This window comes from Schlesneria sphaerica (assembly GCF_044336245.1).
GTDB lineage: Bacteria > Planctomycetota > Planctomycetia > Planctomycetales > Planctomycetaceae > Schlesneria > Schlesneria sphaerica.
On record NZ_CP172346.1, the window covers coordinates 4,315,768 to 4,341,549 of the forward strand.

The window sequence follows — 25,782 nt, forward strand, 5'->3', positions numbered from 1 at the left end:
GAGGTGATTGCGCCGGGGTGCATGTCAGCTTTTGATTTTTTTGTCTGCGACTCTCGGAGTTTTAGGCGGCCTGATGAACGGCGATCCGGGTCGCGTATCAAGGTGTCGAGCGAGTCGTTCATCTTCGGAGAGTCCGGCGGCGCGGATTTGAAGAATCGCTTCAGCTCCTTCGGGATCATTCCACCACATCTCGGTTCCTTTGACGCGATAGTTCATTTCCTTAACGAGCGATTCCATCCAAGCTGTCGTCACCGGCAGGCCTTGTCGGCGGTACTCGTCATACTTCATCCTGGCATGATTGTTCTCAAGATAAGTGATCGTCCGCGCTAGAATCTTTCGTGGGTCTTGATCGGCGGCATCGGCTGGCGGTTGTCCGAATTTCTGTTGCCATGTTCGAAGTTCCTCCAGCACCTGATTCACTTCGCCCTGCCAGCAGCCACGCATCCAAACCAGATATTGGCTCCAAGCGTTCGCGGGGCTATCAGGAAAGACGGCTTTTGCCGCCAGGAAGACGTAACTGAGCGCATGGATAAAGTCGAGGATCGGCGTGAATTCGGAGAACCGTTCTTTCCAGAGAGACCAGTTCCAGGGGAGGCCATCTCCCAAAAAGGCTTTATCCTGCGAGTCGAAAAACAGGCGTCGCTTTGCCTCTCGCTGCATCTGTTTGCCAAACTCTTTGGCCTCGGCCATGCTGGCCAGAACTGTGCGGACCAGACGCTTCGGACGCCAGTCAATGGGTTGTTTCGTCAGGGCCTCTTCGAGTGTCTTGTCGGTGGCGTCGGGACTCGCTGGGGGATCTTGGGGAACGGGCGCGGCCACCGGTAAGGCCTCGGTTTCCGCCAGTTTTGCGACGTGATGTGGATCACAGAAGCACTCAGGTGGTTCGGGTTGGGGATCCTCTTCAAACGTCTGGTGCTGAGCTCGAATCAGGCAAGCGACCTTCGTCTCTCGCCAGCCCTCCCCAACGGGATGCACGCCGGGTCCTCGGTCCGGATGACGACAGCGAATCCAACCACCGTCGCACTCGATGATCGCCAATTCAGGAGGGCGGTCACTCTTCAATGCCAATGCATCATCCGTTTTCGGATCAGAATCTCGGCGTGCGGCCAACTCGCCACCGATGTCGTGAACAACCCGTTCCACCGTCTTGGTCGAGACAGCAACGTCCGCTTCCTTCAGGGCGATGACCCCTCGTTTGTAGGAACGTGCCTCCCCTGCAAGAACGGCGATTTTCCGCACGACGATCGGAGTCAACTCGCGTGCATGAAATCCCAATCGCTCACGTAAGGGGGAAAAAGTCCCGCCGACAGGCAGGACAAGAACCGACCAACTCTTGAAGTTCCACTCGTCCATCGCCGGAAAGCACTTTGCGGCGACGCGGCTTCAATGAACACCGCGTCCCGCAGGTGGGACACTTCCCCGCAGATGGCTGGGCGGCCACCAGTTCGTTGAGCATCCTCTCCTGGACCATACGGCTCAACATTTGCCCGACTTCATGGGCGGCATTTTCGATCACGGAGTAATGAGGAATTTCCGTCCTCGGAAGACGGCCCTCCGCTTGATCTAACGCCACTTTCAGTTCCGTGACCCGCTTAAAGGCCAATTCGAATTCCGTTCGCAACGCACTTTGATCGCCATCCATGGCAACGCCTCCAGGCTAAGTCCCATCAAGCCCCAATCCTCCAAACCCATCTCAGCTTAACAAAAAACCACAAAATCTTGGAATTGACGTTCTCGGGCGATTTCGCGCACACGATAGAGGCATAACAAAAGCTGGCATGCACCCATTGCGCCGCGACGAACGCCATTCCTCTTGTTGAATTTCCGGAAATCGCACTAAACTCAGGCAAGAGAATTCCTTCAAACAATTTCACGCAGGAAAACGGATGTTCCGGCGGATTCCAGTTTCCGAACTCGTTCAGCTTCAGCCACGGCGCATTTGTCTCATCAAGCCGAGCGCACTCGGCGATGTCGTGCAGACGTTGCCCTTGCTTCCCGTACTGAAGCATCGCTATCCGGGGGCAGAAATCAGCTGGGTGGTGAATCGGGAATTGAAGGATCTTGTGGAAGGGCATCCCGCTTTGTCGGATGCAATCTCCTTCGAACGCCGTGGGGGCTGGTCCGCATGGGGCAACTTGCTCGGGACGCTGCGCAAACGGCGATTTGATCTGGTGATCGATCTTCAGGGGTTACTTCGTACGGGCGTCATGACGCTGGCGACCGGGGCCCCCGTCCGTGTGGGGCTGGAGACTGCGAGAGAAGGATCGCATCTGACGTTGAACTGTCTGCTGCCGGAAACGTCCCGTCAGATGGCCGCTCATGCGCGCTACTGGCGCGTGGCCGAATGCCTGGGACTGGGCCAGATGTCGCGTGAGACGTTGATCGCGACTTCCGCAGCGGACTGCGACTGGTCCGAGCTTCAACTGAAGGATCTTCCCCGCCCCATCATCGCTGTTCATCCGGGGGCCCGCTGGGAAACAAAACGCTGGCCGGTCGAGAAATTTGCCGAGCTGATGCGGCGTGCCGATCATCTGTGGGGGGGGAGCCTGCTGATCCTGGGGAGCAAGGCCGAACGGCACGACGCTGATCGGGTGCACCAGCGACTTCAGGAATTGTCCACACCGGGGCACACCCCGACCGTCAGAAATCTGGCGGGACAATCCACACTGAAACAACTGTCCGCCTTGCTTAGTCGCGTGGATTTCGCCATCAGTAACGACTCGGGGCCGATGCATCTGGCTGCCGGACTGGGGATTCCTACGCTGGGGATTTTCACCTGCACGTCGGCCTTACGCTCTGGGCCACCCGGGGACCAGCATGAAATGATTTCGACCGCCGTTTCCTGCGCGGCCGGTTACCATAAAATATGTCCACACCGTGGCGAGAATCATCTTGCTTGTCTGAACGAACTGGACGTGGAACGGGTCTGGGCCGGTCTCCAGCGACTCGTTCACAAATCCGGTACCGCGCGACGTGTCGCCTGAGATGGGTCTAAGAACAGAATGGCCAACCTGCGACTGGAACTGCCGGTACTGCAAAACTGGAGCTGTCACAATTGCGGTGGCTGTTGCCGCCAGCATCTGATTGAGGTGACTGAAGCCGAGCGACAGCGGATCATCGGACAAAACTGGACTGCAGCAGACGGGGTCGATCAACCCGTGCTCGCCTGGCATGCGGGGCCCCCGTGGAAGAAGCGTTACCGGCTCACACATAGGTCCGACGGCGGGTGCGTTTTTCTGGATGACAAAGGTCTGTGCCGCATCCATGCCAAGTTTGGTGAAGCAGCGAAGCCTCTACCTTGCCGCATCTATCCTTTCGCCTTCCATCCCTCCGGAAAATCGTTCACCGTCAGCCTGCGGTACAGTTGCCCCTCCGTTGTGGCAAATCTCGGTACACCGACCAGCAAGCGATCGAATGAACTTCGCCGAATGGCAGAGGAAGTCATTCCCGCCAGCGCCATCAATTCACCTGCCCCCTTGCTGACACCCAACGACCGGGTTGACTGGACTGACCTGCAACCCTTTGTCGAGGCCCTGGATCACACGCTGGCGGATCTCTCTACGCCGATCGTCGTCAAAGTTGTCCGTGCCATCGCCTGGACCACCCTGGTAGGGCAGGCTTCGTTCGAGAAGATTCGAGGTCCACGGATTCGTGAACTGATCGCCCTGCTGATGGAAGCAGCCCGGCTCGAGAATCCCCACGTACCCGAATCGCCAGAAGAACCCAGTCGTGTTGGCCGCCTCTACTTTCGAACGCTCGTTGCCCAATACGCGAGGAAAGACACAGTCGCAGACCTTTCGTCCGGCGTCTGGGGACGTTGGCGGTTATTACGAGCCATCGTTCGTTTCACCAAGGGAAGCGGAAATATCCCCTCGTTACAGACGGGCCTGAAAGAGGTCCCTTTCAGTGCTCTGGAACCTTCCTTCGGTCCGATCGACGCCGAGGCGGAAGAAATCCTGACCCGTTATTTCCGGGTTAAAACGACGGGGATGCACTTCTTTGGATCCGCCTACTACGACATTCCCTTTGCCGAGGGCTTTCACAGTCTGGCACTGATGTTGCCAGTGACGCTGTGGCTGGCACGGTGGCATGCCGTGAGTGACGGACGCGACCGGATTACCGCCGCGGATGTCTCCAGGGGACTGGCGATGGCCGATCATCATCATGGTTATTCGCCCGCGCTGGCTCAGTACGCCGCTCGCCGGCGTGTCCGATCCCTCGTCGAACTGGGGGACCTCACGCGATTGTGTTACTGGTATTCCCGGTAGGGCCCTCACCGTGTTCACGGCACCGGTCGCTCCGAGCGGTTCACACTAACGGGACAGGGCGGCAATAATGGCTTGCGCTGCTCGATCGGGGGTGAGTGCGGTCACTCCGATTCCCGATACGACTTTCGTGATATTGTGATCCACTTTGTTCGGGGATCTCCATGTCGCTCCGTCTGCTGTGGTGAGATAGGCCGACATCGTGTGGTGACCCGTGCCAGGGCGTTCGCCGATCAGATGGACAATCGTGCGTGAACCCGTGAGCCCGCCGAACAGGATTTCACCGATGCGGTATCCCGCCCGGACCCTGCCGCTGTTCACGACGAAGGGTGCCGACGCGACGTGGTAGCCAGATTTTTCCAGCAGGGGATAAAGCGCGTCCAGCGATGGCAGCAGGTTCCCATCGTCGAGCATGGCATAGGCATTCAAGCCTTCCGAGATCACCAGCGCTGTGTCGGACTTTCCCTGATCTCGGGTCCGGACGTCCTGGACTTTGATCAACGATTCATCAGAAAGGTGCTCACCCGTGGTGGGGTGCAAAATGTAGTCGTTTCTGTCCGACGAACGCGTCGTCAGAGGGAGCGCGTTCGGAATCCGTTTGATGAAATCCGGGTCCCATTCTTTCCAGATGCACTTCTTGGCATCTTCATAGACGGTCTGAATTTCGGAGCGAAGCTGAGGTGCCAGTTCCGACGGACGCCGACCGAAGCCTTCTGCGATAAAGACGCCGCGCTGTCGAACTTCCGTCACGATTTGTGCCGACTCGGCAAGAATCTGCTGATCGGTTCGCGGGTCCTGTTTGCATCGCCGGTACTGCAGATAGACCCAATGAGGGTCGCCAAAGTGCTCTGTCGGCTTCCCCTGATCGTCGATGACGCCTAATTTCTTGAAGAAGGACCACATTCGATCATCGACGCGGAAGCCGAACTTCTCACGCAGCCGGACATGGTCCTGATAACCCGTGGTGAGATACCCGAGCATGGGGTCGATCTTGGTCGGAAGCGCCATCAGGTATCCGGGGTTGGCGGGGGCAATTTGCTCCAAGCACCAGTCGAGATCATCCAGAGAGACCTCCATATGCAGCGTCGAACAGACATCGAGCCCGATCATGAGCCCATGCAGTTTCCCCATGGCGATGTCTTCGAGGCAGCACCGAACGAGTTGCTCGCGCGTTCGGAAGACTTCGGGGCCAATAAAGCCGGCGACGTCGTTCAGGTGCAGCCATGCCTGTTCGGGGGGGATGTTCTTCGCCGCAGCAATCGTGTGCGACATTCCGCGTGCGAACCCGTACTTGCGTGACTCATGCAGGACCATGTCACATCCGTGGCCATGTCCATTCGTGAAATCAGCCCCCTGGCCGGTTTCCAGGTAGAGCCCGAAGGGGCCGGTCCGCTCTGCTGCATAGCGGGCCATCTTCTCCACGGTGATGTCGAACGTGGCGTTGGCCTGATCGTTGCCTGCGATACTTTGAAACCAGAATTCCGTTGAGCCGGGATAAAGCTGTTCCACTTCCGCCTGCACGTCGATATGTGACAGGACGCAGTGGGGAATGATGTGATCCAGCTCGAATGTTTTCAGGATGTCTTGTAAAGCGAGCTCGACGGCCGCGACGGATTGAGGGTCGCTCGAGACGGGGTTGGTCCCCAGCAGCACGTCCCCCACGGCGTAAGCAAATGCGTCGAATACCTGAAAACGGATGTCGTCAACGTGATCCGTGGGCGAGTTAGGCTGGATTCGGGCTCCCAGATACCCTTGATCACCCAGATGAGATCCCGCCAGAGGGTTAAACACCGTCTGGCCGATTCGGATCAGTTCGGCGTTCGACATCAGCCGCACCAGACACGCGATCAGGTCGCTCGATAGTCCCGGCATCAGTTGATGGATGTCCGCCGCACTGGACGACAGCAGGTGATCCTTCAGCTCACCCACGGTTCGCTGTTCCCAGTCTCGCAGGCGGTCCCGATTGATGAACGTGTCGTTCCAGACCAGGAGACGGTCGCGCCAGGGTGGGTTCGCCAGAAGATCAGCGATCCGCGTGTTGGCCAGCAGTTGCCGTGCATGGGCTCGCGAGGGCTCGTTGGCAGCGGCGACACCAACGATGGCGTCTCCTTCTTTGAACTCGTTCGCGGCACCCAGGAGTTTCTTATAGAGTTCGGTGTCGAAGCGACCATTTTGCCGCTGGATGTAGGCAAACAGACCTTCCTGACCGACGGGAGCTTCCACCTCGACACCGTGGACCTGTGGGTTGGCCCAGGCGCGGCGGGTGTTCCACTCGGTTCCCATCAGCATCGGCACAGAGAGGGCGGCTAGAAATCGACGTCGATTCAGCATGGTCTCTTCCACGATTGTGTCTACGAGTTTGAACGCCCTCAGCATATCCGACAGGGGCCGCCGACGGCTATCTCGTTTTGGCCCGTTTCGGATGCACGAACGGACTGGTTACAGCATCCACCTCAGGCGGACGGTATCAATCAGATCGTGTAGCCAGACGTACCCAATCGGATACTTTCCACACAGGATACGAGGCACTGCAGTCATGCCGGAACGGGGTTGCGATACCTGACCTGGCTCAACGTCGATGGTCACCAGGACGTAGCTGCCATGTTGTTCATCCCACTGAGTCGTTCCCGCGACGTCGCGAATGGCGCCACGGCGTGTCTGGGTGGGGTCTGAGGGGAGCAGAAAATGGACCGCCAGATTCGGGCCAAGCTGTGATTGTGCCCGTCGAATGTGTCCAAACTCCTTGTCAGCGACGCGCATCTCGATCATCCAGGGGCCGTCAGTCTCTCCCACGGTCAGCAGTGCCTGTCCACGTTCCACAGGGCGGGCTGCGAGTGTTGTGGCGACATCCCAGGTAAGAATCCGTCCGCGGATGGGGCTTCGCAGGGTGAGTGCTTCCTGTTGTCGCTCGATCAGTTCCTTTTGCCGGATCAGTGACTGTTGCCGTTCTTTGAGCTCTTCTTCCTCGGAGGCAAGCTGGCGGGCCCGGTTGGAAGCGTCGGCGGTGGCCCCTCCCGAAAGCCTCGCGGCGAGGACACCTTTCAAACGCTCGCGTACAACTTCGATTTCGCCCATCACCCGTGGAAGTTCCAGTGCAAGCTGCGGATCGTGCAAGACAATTAAGGGCTGGTCGGCAGCGACTTCTTCCCCGTGCGATACGAGCAGCTTTTCAACAATGCCGGAACTGCTGGCGAAGACTTCACGGCGGTTGACAGGAACCAGCTCGGCCGGGCCGGTCACCGTAAACTCGGCCGGATAGAACGTGAGGAAACCAACTGCTACCAAGAGTGCGAGCAGTGCCATGAGGGGACCGGGGCGTCGCAGCCATTCGGGCAACCGCTGTAATGTCCGCAGCGTCCTCGCGAAGAGAATGGACTCTTGCTCCAGTGTTGCGAGCAGCGTCGGTTCAAGCCGGTTCGCCAAGTGTTCTCCGCGTGACTGCCACGTTGCAGAATCTGCCACATTGTCAAACTGTTCGACAACCAGAATCGCGTCGGGCCGATAACGGGAAGAGGGGGAGGGCGAGTTCACTGAGGCTTCTGTGCGGGAACTCGGGCCGGGGATCGGGATCAGCCCGACGGAGTGTGCTCCTGTCAGCTTCGCGTGCTGAGCGAGTGCGTCAGGCGTGTTGGCGTCGGCGGATGCCAGGTGAAACCAAATGGCATGGCCATTTCGGGCTGCGATGGATGCTACGGCTTCCAGTGAGTGAACCGTGTTGGCCCGGGGTTCGATTCGGTCGGCTCCAGAAACGGCGACGGCGATATACCGTGAGCCCCGTCGGCGCATCAGCGTCAGCCTGTCACACCCGGCGACAATCCGACCGTCGTTGACGATCGTTGCGGCAAGTGCAGGAAGATCGTGCGACTTCATCAGATTCAGGTTGAGCTGATCCCACTGCTGCCACTCACTGCGAGCCCGTCTCAATTGCCTCAGTTCAAGCTGAGAAAGAAAGTCTGCGGTGATTTCGGCAATCGCATGGAGAAACGGTGCCAGATCGGTTGTACGACCGTCCTCGGTTTCCGCTGCGTGAAGCACGTCCAGCACCGCGACGGTCTGTCCCCCATAAACGACAGGGCAGCAAGTCCGCACCGCGGTCTGCGTCGTCGTCTCACCGCTGACCGCCGATGCGTGTGTCGAAAGCTGACGCGACTCCGCAGTTTGATTGAGTTGTGCTTCGTCATCGCTGGAAGGCTTCGTCACAGTCGTCGGTTGGGGGCGTTCCCCAGCGACTTCCCATTGATTCTGTGATGACTTCCTCCAGCATCGAGTACGCAAGGAGTGCGTCACCTCGGTGAGTCTCGTCAGGACTTCGGCGATGAACTGGCCCCCATCGATTTCTCCCCGTGCCAGTTCGGCCAGATGATCGATGCACTCTTCCATCCGTCGTCGTGTTTCAACGGAGGCGGGGCCAGTTGAGGAAGGGGGGGCATGCTTGGACATGCGATCTGTATACCCATTTTCAGGCTGATTCCCATAGTAAACCGTGCCGAGCAGTGAAGAGAGACGAGAGAATTGCTCATCGCGGCGGCATGCTTTAACTTACTTGAGTGAGCAACTCTTTTGAAAACCGCCGGGACGAAGCTTCTACCGAGGTGTCATCACAAGAAAGTCCTCTCACGACATCAGACGATGTCTTACAAGCACATCTCAACGGAAAACGGAACGGCATGGACTTCACAACAAAATGGAACGCGGGGCTGAGCTACGACGAGTTCCTGAAAAAATATGCCTCGCCGGACCAACTACGGCGCTGGAATGCGACCTTTCAGGAGATCAAGCTGACGCCTGCGCAGGTGAGCCTGCTGCAAGGGTTCCAGCGGGACATGTGTGTCGCTGTCGTGTCAGGGGCCTGGTGTGGTGATTGCGTCCAGCAGTGCCCCATTTTCGAGGCCTTCGCTCAGCAGACAGGACGATTGAAGATTCGCTATTTCGATCGTGATGACCACAGCGATCTCGCCGACGAGCTGTCCATTTGTGGCGGTCGTCGGGTTCCTTCGGTCCTGTTCATGTCCGAAGATGGAGCACCGTGCGGTCGCTATGGCGATCGGACCCTGGCCAAGTACCGTGATGCCGCTTCATCCCTGACAGGCGCGGCGTGCCCAACCGGCCTGGTTGCTGTGGAATCGAATCTTCAGGCCGCCGTGATTCAGGAATGGCTCGAGCAATTTGAACGTGTGCAGTTGATGCTCCGACTTTCACCTCGGCTTCGTCAGAAACATGGTGATTGATCACCCGGTATCGCTCACACCCAAAACGGTTCTCGTTCTGGGGCAGTCCGACCGACACGAGTTCCAGCCGCTGCTGCGCTGGCTCACCGAGTCGATCGGCAGGACTTGTCGGTTCATGATCCAGACGGATGTAGCTGCAGCGAGAACCGTTTTTGACCACGATCAGTTTCCCGATCTGATCGTCGTGCTGCAAAGCTGGCCGGAAGAATTTTCGCGCGCGGATGTGCATGACCTCTTCGCATTCGCACCCTTGGCACGCATTGTGGTGTGTTGCGGAGCGTGGTGCGAATCGGATGGTCGGAATCATTCGATCTGGCCTCTTTCCGTCCGTATTCCCCTTTGGGGGGCGGTTTCACGAATCCGCCGAGAATGGCAACTGATTGAGTCCTCGGGGGAAGTCGATCCGCTTCCCTGGTCGGCTTCGCGAGAAGAAATCTTTGCCGCAGACCATCCTCCATTCCTGAACGCGTCCGAACCGCAAAGGATTCTGATCGATTCACCCGATCCGTGGTACGTGCAGTACCTGATTGAACGACTCCGAGATGGCAACCAGATTGTCGACACGGATCAACCGTCAATGGTTTTATTCGATGTCGATCCATGGGGGGCAGTCCGTACCGCAGCTCTTACGGAACTGAGAACGCGACATCCGCAAGCAGAGTTCATCGCTCTGGCAAACCTGATTCAGCCTCCCCTCATTGCCGATCTCAATCGCTTTGGCATTTCGAAAGTGGTTCCAAAACTCTCCACACCCTGGGATGCAGAAGTCACCTCTCAGTAACTTGCCACAGCAGTGTCGGTGCGCAGCTCAGCCACCGCCCCACTGACCGTTCATACTGCACGACGTGTCCGTCGTGATAACCGGGTGCGGCCAGTATTCGACCGAATGTCCATTGAAGCGGGGGCCGGTGCAGACGATCGAATACTTAGCCCCGTCCCAGATAGGCCTGATCACGAGGCAGCACGATTGCCTCCAGAAAATTGACGTCGGCGGGAAGTGTCACCATCGCCAATGCTGCGCGTGCGATGGACTCGGGCTGCATCATCGGTTCGTCATCGGATTTCAATCCCGACTCGATCCGGCGTTCCACCAGGACGTTTCCGGGGTGCAGGCACGAACAGGTGATGCCATAGGGGCGGCCGTCCAGTGCGGTGGCCTGTGTTAAACCCCACACGCCGAACTTGGCTGCCGCATAGGGACAACTTCCCTCGCGGGGCCTCTGCGCGCTGATGGAACCAATATTCAGGATCCGTCCTGACCGGCGTGGCTTCATCAGGCGAAACGCGGCCCGGCTGCAGAGAAATGTTCCGGTCAGGCAGGAATCGATGACATTGTTCCATGCTTCGAGCGACAACTCGTCCAGCGGGCCGCCGTCGAATGCCCCTGCGTTATTGACGAGGATATCGACCCGCCCGAATCGCTCAGTCACGGCGGCGAAAAGTTGTTCGACCTGACTTTCCTGAGAGACGTCGCAGACGCGTGCGAGTACGTCAGCTCCCGTCGCCTGCAATTCGGTGGCGGTCTGTTGCAGCGAATCACCATTGCGGGCGCACAGTGCCACGGATGCGCCCTGAGCCGCGAAGGCGGATGCAATCGCCTTTCCGATTCCCCGGTTGGCCCCGGTGATAACCGCGACCTGATTTTCCAGCAGTTTCATGGATCATTCCAGCAAGAGGCGTCACAAATGGGAGGGCAGCACACGGCCAGAGGGACTGACCGATCGATTACCGGTCCCGTCTCTGATGAAAATCGACTGATGGGTGGGATTGCATCAGGAAATGTCGCTCGGCGTCAAGTACACTGCCAGCTCGGTGCATGGGACGGGATGCCCCGATGTGATTCTTGCTTGGCTCGGTCGTTTCACAAAAACTTGCTGGATCGGCACTATGTCGGAAACGCCTCCTGCTCGCGCACAAACCGAATCGCTCAGCCTGGCGGAAATGCTGCGCATTATGGATGTCGCAACCGAAATGCGTTCGCGGCGTGAGACCGTCGAGAAAGAGTTCGCGATCGACGACACGAAACGAATCCTGCGCGAGAAACTGCTTCAGACGACGGCGATCACAGGTGAACGTGTGACCGAAGCCGAAGTTGATGCGGCAATCGAGTCCTACTTCCGCACGCTCTATACGTTCCAGGAACCGTCGAGTGGCCTCGCTGTGACGCTGGCCCGGTTCTACGTCCGCCGTGGACATGTGATGATCGTTGGGTTGCTGGCCGTCGTTCTACTCGTGACGGGGTGGTTGGCCATGCGGATCGCCTCCGATCGATTCTCGCCAGCAGCGCGACTGACGCGTCAGGTCAGTCGGCTCAATACCTCCGTCTCCGCGAACCTGGTTCGAGCCCAGGCATTGGCTCGTGAACCCGAGGTTCAGGAAGAGCTCAAACAATGGCAGCAGGAATTGGCTGTGGCGCGAGACCAGCAGGATGTGCAGACGCTCGACACCTTGGGCAAGAAGCTCTCGGAATTGATCAGCGAATTGAATGAAGCATACGAGGTACGGATACTCGCGGATCCCAAGGCGAAGAGTGGATTTGACCGCTACTTTGAAGAGGCTGACAATCGGCCAACCGCGTATTACGTGATCGTCTACGCACAAAATGAACAGGGGCAAAGCATCCGGCGGAAAATCGAGAACGCAGAAACCCGGCAAACTTCCGTCGTCGAGCGGTGGGCTGAACAGGTTCCCAAGGACGTCTATGAACGGCTTAAAGAGGACAAAAAGGCAGACGGCGTGCTCAGCGAAACCTTGTTCTCGGTAAAGAAACGAGGCTATCGCAAAGAAGATGTGCAGCTACGGGGGGCCGGTGGTCAGCCGATCGAGCGGAAGGCCCAGATTACCGATTGGTGACCGGCGGGAGCCCTGTGATTTCCGCGTCCCGGACCAGACGCGGAAATCGATTGGGAGACCCCGGCGAAATTCGGCTTCTCATCCTTCGCCAGAGGCCGGTGCGACGAGAGGCGGTTCGAGATTTCGCGTTCAGAACAACCTGTTGTATCCGTTCAGAGCTGCGACCCGGTAGGCTTCTGCCATGGTGGGGTAGTTGAACGTAGTGTTGATGAAGTACATCAGGCTATTGTTCGGCTTGGGCTGAGACATGATCGCCTGGCCGATGTGAATGATTTCCGCGGCGTTCGCGCCGAAGCAATGGACCCCCAGAACTTCCAGCGATTCGCGGTGGAACAGGATCTTGAGCATCCCGGTGGTCTGCCCCGTGATTTGTGCACGGGCGATACTCTTGAAATGAGCATGCCCGACTTCATAGGGGACCGACGCCTCCGTTAGCTCTCGCTCCGTCTTCCCTATGGCACTGATTTCCGGGCTGGTGTAGATCCCGGCGGGGATGTCCAGTGACGGAGCGGGGCCACAAGACTCTTTGCTGCCGGACTCACAAAGCAGGTGGCTGGCGGCAAAGCGTCCCTGATTGTAGGCGGCACTGGCGAGGGCAGGGGGGCCGATGACATCACCCACTGCGTAAATATGCGGGACGATGGTTTGCAGATTTCCGTTGACCGGGATGTTCCCTCGCTGATCAGGGATTATGCCGACTTCTTCGAGGCCAAGGTGATCGGAATTGCCGGTCCGTCCCGCCGCCCAGAGCAGCACGTCTGTCTTGAGCTGCTTTCCAGATTTCAAATGCAGGATCACACCATCGTCGCAGGCCTCGACCCGGTCACAAATTTCCCTGTGTCGGACGATGACCCCGCGTTCTCGCAGGTGATAACTGAGTGCATCGACGATTTCTTCGTCCAGGAAATCCAGCAGTCGATCACGGTTGTTGATCAGATTGACTTTGATTTCAAGGTTCCGAAACATCGAAGCGTATTCACACCCGATGACACCCGCTCCAAAAATGGTGATCGACTTGAAGTGAAGATCGGCCTTCAGGATCGTGTCGCTGTCAAAAATACGAGGGTGATCGAAGTCGACGTCTGCAGGTCGGTAAGGACGGGCACCGGTCGCAATGACGATGTACTTGCCCCGAACAGTGGCCCGCGATCCATCCTCTTCCACCGCTTCAATGGTATGCGGGTCGAGAAACCGGGCCTGGCCGCGCACGATGGGAATGTCGTTGCGGTCATAGAATGCGGTCCGCATCTTGACCTGAGCTTCGATCACGGTCTTCGCACGACGCCGTAATGCGGGCAGCATGAAGTTGGCGGTGACACCATGTTCACGGAACAGGATGTTGTTGTTGACTTCAGTCATCTGAAAGATGGCGAATCGCAGGGCCTTGCTTGGGATGGTGCCTCGATGCGTACAGTTGCCGCCGACTGAGATTTCTCGCTCGACGACGACCACGCTTCGTCCATTCTTGATCGCTTGCATGGCAGCCCCTTCGCCGCCCGGCCCGGTTCCGATCACAACGACATCATATTCCTGAATCGACTCGGTCATTGAGATCCTCTTCTTTTCAATTCTCTCTATTCTCGGAATCAGGCCGATGGGCGACCTGGTTCACGCCATCACTTCGCTGCGTCGAGTCGCTTACGAAGGTCGTTCAATGCCCCGCTGATTTCGGGAAACAGTTTTGGTTGATCCTCGTCGATCTGTGTGACGAGTGTTCTGGCGAGCTGGGTGTCTCCCGTTAACTTGGCGTAAAGCGCCTGTCCCACCAGTCCATTTGCCTTATAGCCGGATTGTGACGCCAAGTCATTAAAAGTTGTCTGAGCCAGTGCCATGCGGTTGGATTTGAGATAGATCAATCCCAGTGCGGCGTTCGCGCGTGCGATCATCTCGTCGGAGACACCCGGAAAGGTTTTCAGTGTCACCCAGGCACGCTCGTCGTGTGGATTCGACATGGCCCAGTAGAGCTGCGCATCGGCAGTTTGCATGGCCTGATTCCTGACGTCACCCGTTGATTCGACCAGCAGCAGATCCGGGGTGCGCATGCTCCATCCCACGCCACTGGAGATCGCCATGGCAATCAGGCACAAGAATGTCAGCCAGCCGAGTTGCTTTCGAATCGGTCTGTCAAAGATCAACGGGGGTTTGGACGGAGATTTCAGGGCGACGGTCGGTTCTTCTCGCCCCGAGAGCTGGCGGATAATTTGCTTCAGCTCATTCACCACCAGCCGGAACGAGGGGGGCCGGTCTTCTTTCTTTTTGCTGATCAGCTTTTCGATCAGTTCCTGCAGTTGAAAAGGCAAGTCTGCACGGGTGGCTGAAAGTGAAGGAGCCTTGTCATTCAAGTGCTTCATTGCCACTGAGATCGCTGTTTCGCCACGGAAGGGGGGCTTTCCGACCAGCATGTGCCAGGCCATGATGCCAAAAGAATAGATGTCGCTGCGTGAATCCAACGGTTGGCCATTGACCTGTTCGGGACTCATGTAAAGCGGTGTTCCCAGCGTCATTCCCGGTTGGGTGAGCGAAAGACGTTCGCCTTGTAGAGTGAGTTGTGCCAGGCCGAAGTCCGCGACTTTTGCCTCAAGCTTGCTCGTCAGCAGGATATTTTCCGGCTTGATGTCGCGATGAACGATTCCATTTTCGCTGGCCACGAGCAGGGCGGATGCGACTTGCCGCAGAATGTGCAGAGCGACCTTCGTCTCCATGGCCCCCTTGCGATTGATATAGTCTTTCAGTGTGCGACCCTGAACGTACTCCTGCGCGATGAAGTTGACTCCTTGATCCTCACCCACCATGTAAACCTGGACGATGTTGGGGTGGTTGAGCGTTCCTGCTGCCGCCGCTTCGTGCCGAAATCGCTGAACGTATCGCTCGTCCGTGACAAACTCGGGGAGCAATATCTTGACGGCCACCTGCCGACGAAGGGACGTCTGTTCTGCCAGATAGACCTCTGCCATTCCCCCTTTGCCAAGCTTTCTGAGCAGTTTGAATTCACCCAGTTGGCGGGGAAGAACGCTCGACGAATCCGATGATGGCGCATTCTCGTTCGCGTCAGCAGGGTGTGAAACCTCATCATGTTCAGGTTCGGCCATGGTCAATGACTTCCGTTGAGTGAAGCACCCGAGGTGGCGACGCCCGTTGGGCCGCCGGGGAGCCAACGCCCCTGTTGCCCTTGTCTCCGGTCCAAACAGGGCATGAGAGATTTTCCGTCGGCGGGACCTCCCTTGGATTGTGGCCAATCTTTCGGAATTGCACCATACGAACAGCGGCGTAGCGACACCTGTAGAGGACGTTCCGCCCTTCTCAAGTGTATCAGAGCCGTCCACAGGCGTCTTCCTTGACTCTCTGGAAGAATGCCGTGAACACACCGCCTTGCGGAACTTAGATCCCGATCAGATTGCGGACCGCCGTGAAGGGCCATCCGGCCCAGATTCCCAGGCCAATGACGGTGAGATGAACGAAAACGGTCAGCCAGAAGATCACGCGGAAACTGACTTTCAGCGTCTTATGACGGAATAATTGTTGAGCCAGATGGGCGCCGGGCCAACCACCGAGGATGCTGAGCAGGTGCAGAGTGTTTTCCGAAACGCGTGGCAGGTTTTTGATAGACCTTCGCTTATCAATTCCATACAGCACGAACGCGGCCACGCTGCAGGCGACTGTCAGCAAGAGGTAGATGGCCACGAACGGGGTGACCTTTGCTCCTTCGCGAGCCAGGGCCAATACCAGCAGAATCGACGTCCCTGCCAGCCACAAGATCACGGCGGTCGTGAACCAGCGTTGGATCCAGGCGAAAGGGTTCAGTCGAGCTAGCCACGATCGTGCCAAAAGTGAGTTCCTTGTTACTTTCGGCACCCTCGTAACGGTTCACGGGCCGGGGACGAATGCGGTCAGGGGATCAATGCGATGCGCCATTCAATGGCACGCGCCTCAAGCCGGAAACGTCCTCCGGGATCGGGATGACGCTCCTTTCAGGCAACCTGCAGGAGGTGACGCACGGTGGTCCGTGGCCTTTCTCCCCTTCGATTGCTCTGAACTTCAAGGTGCGATTTTGAATTTCGCGGAGACAACACCAGAATTATCGGCAATTTCACACCAGGCATCACGACATCGAACGAATAAATTTCCGTCGATTTTTGCTTCAAACCCTCCTTCGGCCCCCAGTTCCACCTCTTCCGAAAGTTCATAATCGGCAAAAATCACCGCTGTCAGTCGTCCCAGCCCGTCAGGTCCTCCATCGGCACTGACTGCGGACTCACTTTTACCAAGCTGCCACTGGCCGGTCGCCACATAGGAAACGGTGTCTCCCTTTTTGACCTGAAGGCGCGATGCCTGCCAGCCGCGATTCGCCGCCACTTTGACCTGAACCCCCGCAGGGCCCCGGCTTCGCTGAAATTTTGTCTTCCAATCCCAGGCACAAAGATCATTCCGGTAACCCTGGTCCATGTGCTTCAGGAACAACAGATATTCGAACTCGATTTCTCTCGACATTGAACCATAGACATCCTCGAAACTCGTCCGTCGCTGACTCATCAGGGCCATTCCGAGTGGTTTGAACCGGGGTGCATAGTTGGGGTTGGTTGAGAGAAGATGGCACAGAGCCCAGCGCCAGGTGTAGTTCTGCCAACTGTCTCCGGTTTTCTGTCCGGGGGCCGTAATTTCTGTCAGACTTTTGGGTTCACTCTGTTTGAGATAGGCCATCATCTCGTCAGAAATTCGCAAGCTGTCATCGTTTTCTCGCCAATGTGCACCGAGTTCTGCCATCCCTTCCGCGTACCAGGTGGGACCGGTCGTGCCGAACGTCTGATGACAGTATGCATGGACGGCCTCGTGCTGGGGAATCCCTCGCTGGGGAACGGCCCAGACCACGGATTTCGCAGCCGTGATCTGCCGTTCTCCCAGTTCGTTTTGCAGAGAACTGGTGACATTGAGCGTGATCCCGCCACTGCTTTCAATGCTCGGAAGAGCCGTTGCGGGAATGGATCCCGCAGGCCACCGATCCCTGTCGCGTACGACATTCATCTCAATGGTTCTGGCGTTCGGGCGACCATAGTATCGGGCCACCAGCAGGAGCATTTTTTCGAGTCGATCCAGCAACTCACCCGCTTCCTCGGCGGGCATGTCAGTTCGCAACAGAAAGTTGTCCGAGGTGTACTCACTCACCCCGGCATAGGTCGCGGTGGCAGCCACGCTGGTCTTCGGTTTGATCTTCTTCGCAGAACCTTTCGCGGATTGAGCCAGACCATCAGCCGGAACGATGGCCGCCGCCAGGCCGACCAGGGCCAGTAAAGAACATATGCGCCGCATCACGAAATCTCGATTGGAAAAAATGTTTTCCAAATTATAGCCAGGGAAGGACAGAATTCGCGCACTGGCCCCCCGAAAGAGGACTGACTCAGCGGCGCCCCTGGCCCTCAAGCGGATTCGCAAGAGACATCGCCTCGTGTCGAGCGCGGACTCGCCAACGCACTTTCCCTGCACGAGATGAGCGCTCGTGGAAACCACTTCACGCACTGGCGACAGCAATAGGCGAGGGGAATGTTAGTGTAGATCGACTCCACGTTTCTGATGTGGCATCCACGAGCATCTGACCAATGTGAGTCCAATTGGGCCTCTTTTTCATCGAATGGAGTTGAATGTGATGCGGGGGTATGAGAGTTGCGAACGTCTACGCGGCCGTGCAGGCGGCTTGCTGAAATCGGGGTGAAATACGAGACACTTCAAGGTTCTCTTAATGTTCCTGAACTACCATGCTCGGACCGGCGTGCTCACTCCGAGTGAGGAGTCTAGCGGAGGATGAGAAGGGGCGCATGGAGTGAATGTTCGTGTACATGCGGATGTGTGTGTTCTGTATGTGATCAACTAGTGAAGTCTGGTTACTAATCCTTTTTCTCGAGTAGATCGTCGATGAGTTATCTAATTGCCTATTTCGATCCCAGCGCGGGAAGTCTGTTGTTGCAGGCCCTCGTTGGTGGGTTTGGCGGGATCGCTGTCGTGGGTCGATACCTGTGGATGCAGGTTCGCGGAAGACACGAAGAGCAACTGCTGTTCACCGATTCACAGGAGTTGTCGAGTTCGGCCCAGGTCGAAGCACAGTGAATTACGAGGTGAGTTCTTTCAGGGATCGTTCTGCACGCGTCTTCTATTCGGGTGATGATGTCTTTCGGGCACTGACAGCAGACGCATATAAAGACTGGAAACTTGTTTCGGAGGTTCCGTTCTTCCAGCGGCGGATGCAACAGGGACAGATTGTTCCCACCCGCGAAATTCTTCCGACAGAAGCGTTGTCGTTTTCTCGTCCGGAACTTGCCGCGGCAATACTCCAGCATCAGCGAGTCCCCTTTATCAGCTATGCTTATGAGTGGCCATTCGTGATGCTGCAACAGGCGGCATTGCTGCATCTGGAGCTGATGTTCGAGGCCGTAAATAGTGGACTGACTCTCAAGGATGCATCTCCGTATAACATTCAGTTCCACGGTTCACAGGCCATGTTGATTGACATCGGTTCATTCACAAGGCTGCATCCCGGTGAACCCTGGCTGGCCTATCGGCAATTCTGTGAATTGATACTGTTTCCGCTGCTGCTGCAGTCTTATCGTGGCGTCGATTTTCAGCCGTTGTTGCGTTCTCAACTGGAAGGGATCTCTGCTGCCCAGTTTCTACAGTGGATGCGTGGTCGGGATCTGTTTCGACCGGGAGTTTTCTCGCACGGGTGGCTCCATGCCTTATTAGAAAGAAACGCGCAGGCGACCTCGACGAGCACGGTGCGTGATCTGCAGTCGAGCGGATTTGATTCGAAACTCATCACGAAGCTGCTACAGAAGCTGCAGAAACTGGTGAGCGGTCTCCGCTGGGTGCCACAACGGACGCAGTGGACCCTATACGATTCCTCCTTGCCGCACGTGGCTGAGGATCTGCGTTCAAAATCGGAGTTTGTCCACGCCATCTGTCAGCAGCAGCAGCGGACGCTGGTCTGGGACCTCGGCTGCAACGACGGGCGTTACTCAAAAATCGCCGCCGAGTTCGCTTCGACCGTCGTGGCCATGGACCACGATCACGCCTGTGTTGAGAATCTTTTCAGGTCTCTCGATGCGCGGCAGACGACCGTCCTGCCACTGCGGGTCGATCTGGCCAATCCGTCACCTTCACAAGGCTGGCGGGGGCGTGAGAGAACACGGCTGGAAGATCGAGGCCGTCCGGATCTTTTGTTGTGCCTGGGACTCATCCATCATCTGGTGATTGCCGCCAATGTTCCGCTACCGGATGTGGTCGACTGGCTGGCCAGCTTCCAGGCCGAACTTGTACTGGAGTTTCCTTCCAAACAGGACGCCATGGTCCGTGCGCTCCTGCGTAACAAGCGAGATCAGTACACCGACTATTCTGTTGAGTGCCTGGAGGCTGAACTCTGTCGACACTTCCAGTTAGAGCAGCGTGTAAAGCTGCCATCCGGTGAGAGGACGCTCTACCACGCCATTCCCTTGAAAGGCCTCGATGTTTCAAGTGGGTGACACAGGGTGTGACAAAGGGGATCGTTTCACCAGAGCAGGGTCGTCGTGGAAGAAATCTGCTGGCCGGAAGTGGTTCGTGACAAGGATTCCCCGATCAATCTGCGCCACTACCCGAGGACGACACTGCGGCTGTGACATCCAAGGTCGAGGTCTGCATTCATGGCTCGAATCGAAATCAAGTCGGTCGTGACGATGAAACGTGCTGTCGATCTCTGCACGCTCTGCGCGTTCGGGATCACACAACCGGTGTTGACGGCACTGGCAAAGCAAACCATCTATTTACACGATCAGCAGGTCGAATGGCGTGAAGTCGCAGTCCTGCTGCTGTTGCTTGTCATCGTGCTGCCGTTGGGCTTTGTGCTGCTCGATGTCGTCGTTCGGGGCCTATCGACACAGATAGGGTGTTACGGGCAGAACCTGATTCCGATCGTCTTGCTGACAGTCGTCGTACTGTCACTGCTGAGGCCTTATCTGGTTTACGCCCAGCACTTTCTGATGCTTCCCGTGGGGTTGTTCATGCCGCCCCTCGCCATGACTGCGGCGTGGTATTTCATCGCACAATATGAAAAGCGACCGTTGCTACGATCCTGGATCTCGTGGATGTCTGTGGGGATCGTGGTTTTTCCACTCTCTTTTGCCTGGAACTTCGAACCCTATTCGGTCACGAGAACCACTGCGTCGAAGGGGGTGACCGCGGAATCTCCATTGCCTGTCGTCTTAATTGTGTTTGACGAGTTTAGTGGCAGAACGCTGCTGAACGGTGACATGCAAGTGGATCGGCACTGTTTTCCGCAGTTTGCACGACTGGCGGACATCTCGACCTGGTATCGTAACGCTTCGACCGTCAGTCCTCGCACCGACATTGCTGTCCCCGCAATCCTTTCAGGTCAGTATCCGGTGGTCGATCGGTCTCCCCTTGCCGACGAATACCCCGGCAATCTGTTTGAATTGATCGCGGGTTCAAAGTCGTTTGAGATGACGGTCTTCGAGCCCATTTCACGCTTGAGTCCCCCCTCGATTCGTCGGGATCGCCCTGTCTCTCTGACGCCCAATGAGAAGTGCACCCATCTGCTGGTGACTCTCGGGGCGGTCTACCCCCGGTTGATCTTTACGACGGATACTCCCGTCGTGTTTCCGCTGATTCCCCGTCCCTGGTTTGGTCTGCCTGCCATTCCCGTTGGCCAGGAGGGGATGTCCAGGGATGCCACGACGGGGCAGTTCCATTACGGCGGAGGCGAATACCGTGGACGGCAACTGGAGCACTTCCTGCGATGTCTGACCCCTTCGGCGTTACCTGGCTTCCGCTTTCTGCACGTCGTTTTGCCCCATTTTCCGTGGACGTTTCTTCCCTCTGGGGACCAGTACGAGTCCGAGCTTCAATCGTTCGACCAACCGTTCGGCGCCCGTGGGGAACTGGGTGAGTTCTGGGACGATGATCCGATCACCGTGGCGCGGAACGAATATCGCTACCGACTGCAGGTGGGCTATGTCGATCGCTTCATTGGTCAGGTGCTCGACCGACTGGAAGAGAACCATTTGCTGGAATCCTGTCTCTTGATTGTGACCGCCGATCACGGCGTTTCGTTTCGTCCGGGGCACTCGCGACGACTTCCGGATGCGGAAACATTGCCCGACATCCTGTCCGTACCGCTGTTCGTCAAATTGCCGGGCCAGTTGCAGGGGGCGATCAACGACCAGAATGTTGAGTCTGTCGATCTCATGCCGACGATTCTGCAGACGGTGGGCATCACCATTCCTGAGTCAGTGGAGGGGATACCGCTCTCAGAATCGCGTCGGCAACCGCGAAAATCTTTCTTTTACAAGTCGGACATGACCGTGTGTGAGCCAGACCTGCTGGTGAGGAAATGGCCAACAAAGGCCAGGTCCGACACGGACCCGTCGGGACTTGACCACCTGCCGCTGTCCGCGACCACCCATCCCGAGTGGCACGGTTTGAGGGTTGAGCAGTTCCCGGTTGATGACGAGACGATTGCTGTCACGCTACGTGATCTGAGTGATCCCAATCCGACGTTGCGGACGGCCGATTCGCAACTTCTGGTGTCTAGGTTAGTGAGTGGCCTGGTCAGGTCAGGTGACTTGCCCGCGGTGCAGACCGACGTGGTTCTGGCCATCAATGGCGTGATCGTCGATTCCGGCCGGACATCCTGGCGCGAATTTGATCAGCATGAGTTTCAACTTTTCAGTCCCGGATCCAGGGCGTCGGATGCTGAGGATCCGAATGAAATGTATATCGAACTTTATCTTGTCGAAGAGTCCGAAACCGGAACGCGATTGATTCGCCTTGAAGAAAAGGACTGACCACATCGGCGATGCTGCGGAACTGGTGGTTCGGTCAAGAGATGCAGAGATTCGACTTCCCCTTCGTTCCCCATTTTGTTTCCTCCGCCGTCGTTCCAGGAGCCCCCTCTTTGCGAACTTAACTGTGACAACGCCAACTCGGCCTTCTGTGAATTGGGAAAAGTCCTAGAATTCGCGGTCAGGCCTTGAGTGCGACCGATGGATAAGGAGGCGGGGATGCAAGGAAGCTTACCGCGATTCAAAGCGAAATCACTGTGTGCAAGCGGTACCCGACGATGGCGATCCGCACACGCGGAAGGCTGCTTACCCTGCTCCGGCACCGGTGAGGGCGAACGCTCGATCGAGCACTCGGCTGGTTGGGTGCTGCGACTGTGGCTCGTTCCGCTGCTGGCGATCTGCGGGCTGTGTGACGCCGCCGAGATCCCACCACCGTGGGTCGACGATGCGCAGTTACACGACGTGAGAATCGTGGGAACTCAGTTCGCGATGGCTGTCGGGGAACATGGCGCCATCTGGAAATCGTCTGACGGGGGGCGCACCTGGACTGCTGCGCACCTGGGACAAAACGTTTCGCTGCGAAGTCTTTGCTTCTTCGATGATCAAACCGGGTGGATTGCCGGCCATCAGCAGTCAGCCTATTCCGGGACAGAGAAAGGTGTGGTGCTGTCCACACAGGACGGCGGGGCCACCTGGCAACCTCTTGATTGTGAGCAGCTTCCGGGGCTCAATTACGTCCGCTTCTTCGGGATGGATGACGGTATTGTCGTCGGTCGGCCCACTCAGCAGTCCCCCACCGGTATCTATAAAACCAGCGACGGCGGCAAGACGTGGCGAGGCGTGCAGGGTGAGGCGCCGCATAGCTGGAAAGCCATGTGTTTTCTGGAGCCGGAAATGGGTCTCGTTGGGGGGGCCGAAGGCCGCGTCAACATTATGGGGGGAGAGCAGCTTTTTCCGTCCAAATTGCAGCCCCAGGGATTTCGATCGGTCCGCGCCATCACACTCGCTGCCGATAACGTGGGCTGGCTCGCGGGAGATGGCGGTCTGGTGCTGAAAACAACGACCGAAGGGGTTGCCTGGGAAGTTCCCGAAGGTTCACTGCCGGAGGAAATGCGCGACGTCATGGACTTTCGGGCGGTCGAGGTTCGGGGACAGAACGTCTGGCTGGCTGGCTCTCCGGGATCGGCCGTGTGGCATAGTTCTGATGGTGGCCGCGAGTGGAAGAAGCAGTTGACCGGACATACCGCTCCGCTGTCGGCAATTCGCTTCACGAAGGACCAGCTCGGCGTGGCCGTCGGCGCTTTCGGGGTCATCCTGCGAACGGAAGACGGGGGCCAGTCGTGGCAGTCGGTACGCGGGGGTGGTCGTCGAGCGGCCGTGCTCTCGGTTCATGCCCGACCGGGGGGAACGAGTCCTGCGCTGCTGACAAAGCTGTCGGGTGAACAGGGCTATCGCAGTGCCGTCTGGATTGCGCAACGGGATGATCTCGGCCCGATGGCCTTGATGACCGAAAGCGAATCCGTGCTCCGGTCGGCCGTTCAGTTGTGCGGTGGCAACGCGGCTGATGTTCATTGGCAACTGCCCCTCACGCTGCCGGGGATCGAATTCTCGGCCCAGCAACTTCTCGCAGAATGGCAGAAGCAGACAGAAGGTCGGTTGCCGCAGACGCTCATGGGCACGATTGTGCGACAGATTCGGACATGGCGTCCCAACATTCTGGTGGTCGACCAGCCCCCCGCTGACGATGCCGTCGGACAACTGCTATTCAATGCGACCCTGAAAGCGGTGAAACTCGCCGCAGATACCAATCGGTATCAGGAGCAGACGGAAGTGACGGGCCTTGAGTCCTGGCGGGTGGACCGGGTTTACATGCGACTGGCGCCCGGTGCCTCAGGCGATGCCCATGTGGAACTGGACGAGTTTCTGCCTCATTTGAAGTCGTCGACGCGCACGGCAGCGGGGCCCGCGATATCACTGCTGCAGGGGGAAAGAGCTCCTTCCATCGATACGGTCGAAGCTCCCCGAATCGCGTACCGCTGGATCGGATTGGATGGCAAGCCAGCAGACGGGACGAGCGTTCGCGGAGTGACGTCGCGCGATTTCTTCGTGGGGTTGTCCCTCACACCCGGATCGGCGGGGCGGCGTGATTCAAGTCCGCTGGATGAAGAGAATCTGGAACGAAACCAGAAACTCGTTCAGAAGCAACGAAACTATACCGGTCTCTTTCAAAGATCGCTCGATGACCCGCGAGTGGCAAATCAGTTGATTGGCCAGCTCAACGGCATCGTGGACGGAATGGCGCCGGAGCAGGGGGTGGGGCTGCTGAGGGATCTGGCTAACGAGTATCGCAAGCGGTCGCAGTTTGAACTGGTCGAATCGACTTATGTCGAGTTGATTCGTCGATACCCCAACGAGCCTGGCTCGCTCGACGCCATGCGGTGGCTGTTGCAGTTCTGGTCAAGCAGTGAAACCGCGTGGCAGCGGACACAGGCCATGAAATCGGGCAGTTCAGTGGCGCAGTCGAATCCACTTCGAGGGAGCGTCATCCAGCAGGTCGGCGCACAAGTCGACGACGGAACCCAGAGAACGCGAAATGCTAATCTGGTCGATGGAAGTCTGGATGCCGTGACCCAGTCCAATATCGGTAGTCCGATTCGTCTGAATACGAAACTCGATCTCGATGCGACGCACTCGCGAGATAACAAGAGCACGCAGCCAGGGCGACTGAAGATCGATCCTGACGTTGACTGGAGGACGGGCGCCGTGGCGGAATGGCGTTCCCGTGCAGGAGCGCTGGCTAAAAAACTGCAAACGGCTTCCCCGACGCTCTATGGATCGCCCGAGATTCAGTTTCCACTGGCGGCCCTGCGACGCAGCGAAGGAACCGTGCGTGCGGGTGATGCCATCATGCGGAACTTCGTTACGAACGCGATCAATCCCGAGATCAGGCAACTGGCAGAACGGGATCTGTGGGCCTCGTTTGCCACTCCCGAAACTCCGACGTGGCTGGCTCATTGTGAGCGAGTCCTCGAACGACCTGTGCTTGACGGGTTGCTGTCAGATCCCTGCTGGGTCGAGGCACAGGAAATCTTCCTCACTGAATCGCCGACAGCGGGTGACGATGTCGAGGAAACGGGTGCTCGAAGACGGTCGATGATGATGCTGGCTTATGATACCCAGTTCCTCTTTATCGCTTTGCGTGTACCGCGTGAAGCGGCCGCTCCTCAGGATCGCCCCCAGACCAACGGACGCTATCATGACGCAGATCTTTCACGACATGACCGGGTGAGCGTGCGACTGGATATCGACCGCGACTATTCCACGTGGTACGAGTTCCAGATCGACCAGCGGGGCTGGACGGCGGAAAGCTGCTGGGAAGACCGCAATTGGAATCCGACCTGGTATGTCGCTGCTGAGATGGACGAGACTGACTGGAGAATCGAAGCCGCGATCCCCTGGAAGGATCTCTCCCCGACGCCCCCGCAGCGCAGTACGATCTATGGGTTGTCCGTGTTGCGGACGACCCCCTCGGTCGGCCTGCAAAGCTGGACGCAGCCCGCCACGGCACGGATTCAGCCCTCTTCGTTCGGGCTGCTGAAGTTTGAGTGAGGCTCG

Annotated in this window: 17 protein-coding genes; 9 read left to right on the top strand and 8 right to left on the bottom strand. The window is 57.7% G+C overall.

From position 1 onward, the window contains the following. Positions 1–24 precede the first annotated feature (24 nt). A complete protein-coding gene (locus ACGY09_RS15700; RefSeq protein ID WP_397568471.1) occupies positions 25–1,353 on the bottom strand; it encodes a LysR family transcriptional regulator in 1,329 nt (442 codons plus the stop codon). Positions 1,354–1,886: 533 nt separating this feature from the next. Between ACGY09_RS15700 and ACGY09_RS15705 the strand changes: the two genes are divergently transcribed. Beyond that, positions 1,887–2,984 carry a glycosyltransferase family 9 protein gene (locus tag ACGY09_RS15705; RefSeq protein WP_397568472.1) on the top strand — a complete coding sequence of 366 codons (1,098 nt, stop codon included), beginning with the start codon at positions 1,887–1,889 and terminating at the stop codon, positions 2,982–2,984. Between the two features lie 18 nt (positions 2,985–3,002). Beyond that, a complete protein-coding gene (locus ACGY09_RS15710; RefSeq protein WP_397568473.1) occupies positions 3,003–4,268 on the top strand; it encodes a YkgJ family cysteine cluster protein in 1,266 nt (421 codons plus the stop codon). A 45-nt stretch (positions 4,269–4,313) separates the two neighbouring features. Here the strand turns inward: ACGY09_RS15710 and eutB are convergent, their stop codons facing one another. After that, positions 4,314–6,596 carry an ethanolamine ammonia-lyase subunit EutB gene (gene eutB / locus ACGY09_RS15715; RefSeq protein WP_397568474.1) on the bottom strand — a complete coding sequence of 761 codons (2,283 nt, stop codon included), beginning with the start codon at positions 6,594–6,596 and terminating at the stop codon, positions 4,314–4,316. A 108-nt stretch (positions 6,597–6,704) separates the two neighbouring features. Next, positions 6,705–8,705 (bottom strand): HlyD family efflux transporter periplasmic adaptor subunit, encoded by a 2,001-nt coding sequence (locus ACGY09_RS15720; protein ID WP_397568475.1) that lies wholly within the window; start codon positions 8,703–8,705, stop codon positions 6,705–6,707. Between the two features lie 227 nt (positions 8,706–8,932). Here ACGY09_RS15720 and ACGY09_RS15725 point away from each other — a divergent pair, with 227 nt between their 5' ends. Both ACGY09_RS15725 and ACGY09_RS15730 read left to right on the top strand, forming a co-directional pair. Beyond that, entirely contained in the window at positions 8,933–9,493 is a 561-nt protein-coding gene (locus ACGY09_RS15725; RefSeq protein ID WP_373649287.1) for a thioredoxin family protein, read from the top strand. After that, entirely contained in the window at positions 9,483–10,274 is a 792-nt protein-coding gene (locus ACGY09_RS15730; RefSeq protein WP_397568476.1) for a hypothetical protein, read from the top strand. Before ACGY09_RS15725 ends, ACGY09_RS15730 begins: the two co-directional genes overlap by 11 nt. Before the next feature lie 145 nt (positions 10,275–10,419). Here the strand turns inward: ACGY09_RS15730 and ACGY09_RS15735 are convergent, their stop codons facing one another. Further along, positions 10,420–11,151: an SDR family oxidoreductase gene (locus ACGY09_RS15735; protein WP_373649285.1), complete on the bottom strand. Its 732-nt coding sequence runs from the start codon at positions 11,149–11,151 to the stop codon at positions 10,420–10,422. 229 nt (positions 11,152–11,380) lie between these two features. Here ACGY09_RS15735 and ACGY09_RS15740 point away from each other — a divergent pair, with 229 nt between their 5' ends. Next, complete coding sequence (locus tag ACGY09_RS15740) at positions 11,381–12,346, top strand: DUF6384 family protein (protein ID WP_397568477.1); 966 nt, start codon at positions 11,381–11,383, stop codon at positions 12,344–12,346. Between the two features lie 129 nt (positions 12,347–12,475). Here the strand turns inward: ACGY09_RS15740 and sthA are convergent, their stop codons facing one another. The 4 genes from sthA to ACGY09_RS15760 all read right to left on the bottom strand — a co-directional run bounded on the left by sthA (position 12,476) and on the right by ACGY09_RS15760 (position 17,650). After that, positions 12,476–13,894 carry a Si-specific NAD(P)(+) transhydrogenase gene (gene sthA, locus ACGY09_RS15745; RefSeq protein WP_397568478.1) on the bottom strand — a complete coding sequence of 473 codons (1,419 nt, stop codon included), beginning with the start codon at positions 13,892–13,894 and terminating at the stop codon, positions 12,476–12,478. Positions 13,895–13,962: 68 nt separating this feature from the next. Continuing rightward, on the bottom strand, positions 13,963–15,435 hold the full coding sequence (locus ACGY09_RS15750; protein WP_397568479.1) for a serine/threonine-protein kinase: 1,473 nt from the start codon (positions 15,433–15,435) through the stop codon (positions 13,963–13,965). Between the two features lie 289 nt (positions 15,436–15,724). Further along, positions 15,725–16,171: a DUF1294 domain-containing protein gene (locus ACGY09_RS15755; protein ID WP_397568480.1), complete on the bottom strand. Its 447-nt coding sequence runs from the start codon at positions 16,169–16,171 to the stop codon at positions 15,725–15,727. A gap of 210 nt (positions 16,172–16,381) precedes the next feature. Continuing rightward, entirely contained in the window at positions 16,382–17,650 is a 1,269-nt protein-coding gene (locus ACGY09_RS15760; RefSeq protein ID WP_397568481.1) for a hypothetical protein, read from the bottom strand. A 600-nt stretch (positions 17,651–18,250) separates the two neighbouring features. Between ACGY09_RS15760 and ACGY09_RS15765 the strand changes: the two genes are divergently transcribed. From ACGY09_RS15765 to ACGY09_RS15780, 4 genes are all read left to right on the top strand, one after another. Further along, the gene (locus tag ACGY09_RS15765) at positions 18,251–18,442 is read left to right on the top strand and encodes a hypothetical protein (RefSeq protein ID WP_373649279.1); all 192 of its coding nucleotides are present in this window, start codon (positions 18,251–18,253) and stop codon (positions 18,440–18,442) included. Positions 18,443–18,450: 8 nt separating this feature from the next. Continuing rightward, complete coding sequence (locus tag ACGY09_RS15770; protein ID WP_397568482.1) at positions 18,451–19,851, top strand: methyltransferase; 1,401 nt, start codon at positions 18,451–18,453, stop codon at positions 19,849–19,851. Positions 19,852–20,010: 159 nt separating this feature from the next. After that, positions 20,011–22,170, top strand: coding sequence for a sulfatase-like hydrolase/transferase (locus tag ACGY09_RS15775; RefSeq protein WP_397568483.1), 2,160 nt, complete (start codon positions 20,011–20,013; stop codon positions 22,168–22,170). A 216-nt stretch (positions 22,171–22,386) separates the two neighbouring features. Beyond that, a complete protein-coding gene (locus ACGY09_RS15780) occupies positions 22,387–25,776 on the top strand; it encodes a YCF48-related protein (RefSeq protein WP_397568484.1) in 3,390 nt (1,129 codons plus the stop codon). The last annotated feature ends 6 nt before the right edge of the window (positions 25,777–25,782 follow it).

Excerpts from the sequence above, each read along its gene's own strand:
- ACGY09_RS15740 (WP_397568477.1), top strand. The coding sequence starts at position 11,381 with ATGTCGGAAACGCCTCCTGCTCGCGCACAAACCGAATCGCTCAGCCTG.
- ACGY09_RS15760 (WP_397568481.1), bottom strand. The coding sequence starts at position 17,650 with ATGCGGCGCATATGTTCTTTACTGGCCCTGGTCGGCCTGGCGGCGGCC.
- ACGY09_RS15700 (WP_397568471.1), bottom strand. The coding sequence starts at position 1,353 with ATGGACGAGTGGAACTTCAAGAGTTGGTCGGTTCTTGTCCTGCCTGTC.
- ACGY09_RS15725 (WP_373649287.1), top strand. The coding sequence starts at position 8,933 with ATGGACTTCACAACAAAATGGAACGCGGGGCTGAGCTACGACGAGTTC.
- ACGY09_RS15710 (WP_397568473.1), top strand. The coding sequence starts at position 3,003 with ATGGCCAACCTGCGACTGGAACTGCCGGTACTGCAAAACTGGAGCTGT.
- ACGY09_RS15765 (WP_373649279.1), top strand. The coding sequence starts at position 18,251 with ATGAGTTATCTAATTGCCTATTTCGATCCCAGCGCGGGAAGTCTGTTG.
- ACGY09_RS15780 (WP_397568484.1), top strand. The coding sequence starts at position 22,387 with ATGCAAGGAAGCTTACCGCGATTCAAAGCGAAATCACTGTGTGCAAGC.
- ACGY09_RS15735 (WP_373649285.1), bottom strand. The coding sequence starts at position 11,151 with ATGAAACTGCTGGAAAATCAGGTCGCGGTTATCACCGGGGCCAACCGG.
- ACGY09_RS15775 (WP_397568483.1), top strand. The coding sequence starts at position 20,011 with ATGGCTCGAATCGAAATCAAGTCGGTCGTGACGATGAAACGTGCTGTC.
- eutB (WP_397568474.1), bottom strand. The coding sequence starts at position 6,596 with ATGCTGAATCGACGTCGATTTCTAGCCGCCCTCTCTGTGCCGATGCTG.
- ACGY09_RS15750 (WP_397568479.1), bottom strand. The coding sequence starts at position 15,435 with ATGGCCGAACCTGAACATGATGAGGTTTCACACCCTGCTGACGCGAAC.
- ACGY09_RS15705 (WP_397568472.1), top strand. The coding sequence starts at position 1,887 with ATGTTCCGGCGGATTCCAGTTTCCGAACTCGTTCAGCTTCAGCCACGG.
- ACGY09_RS15730 (WP_397568476.1), top strand. The coding sequence starts at position 9,483 with ATGGTGATTGATCACCCGGTATCGCTCACACCCAAAACGGTTCTCGTT.
- ACGY09_RS15720 (WP_397568475.1), bottom strand. The coding sequence starts at position 8,705 with ATGTCCAAGCATGCCCCCCCTTCCTCAACTGGCCCCGCCTCCGTTGAA.
- sthA (WP_397568478.1), bottom strand. The coding sequence starts at position 13,894 with ATGACCGAGTCGATTCAGGAATATGATGTCGTTGTGATCGGAACCGGG.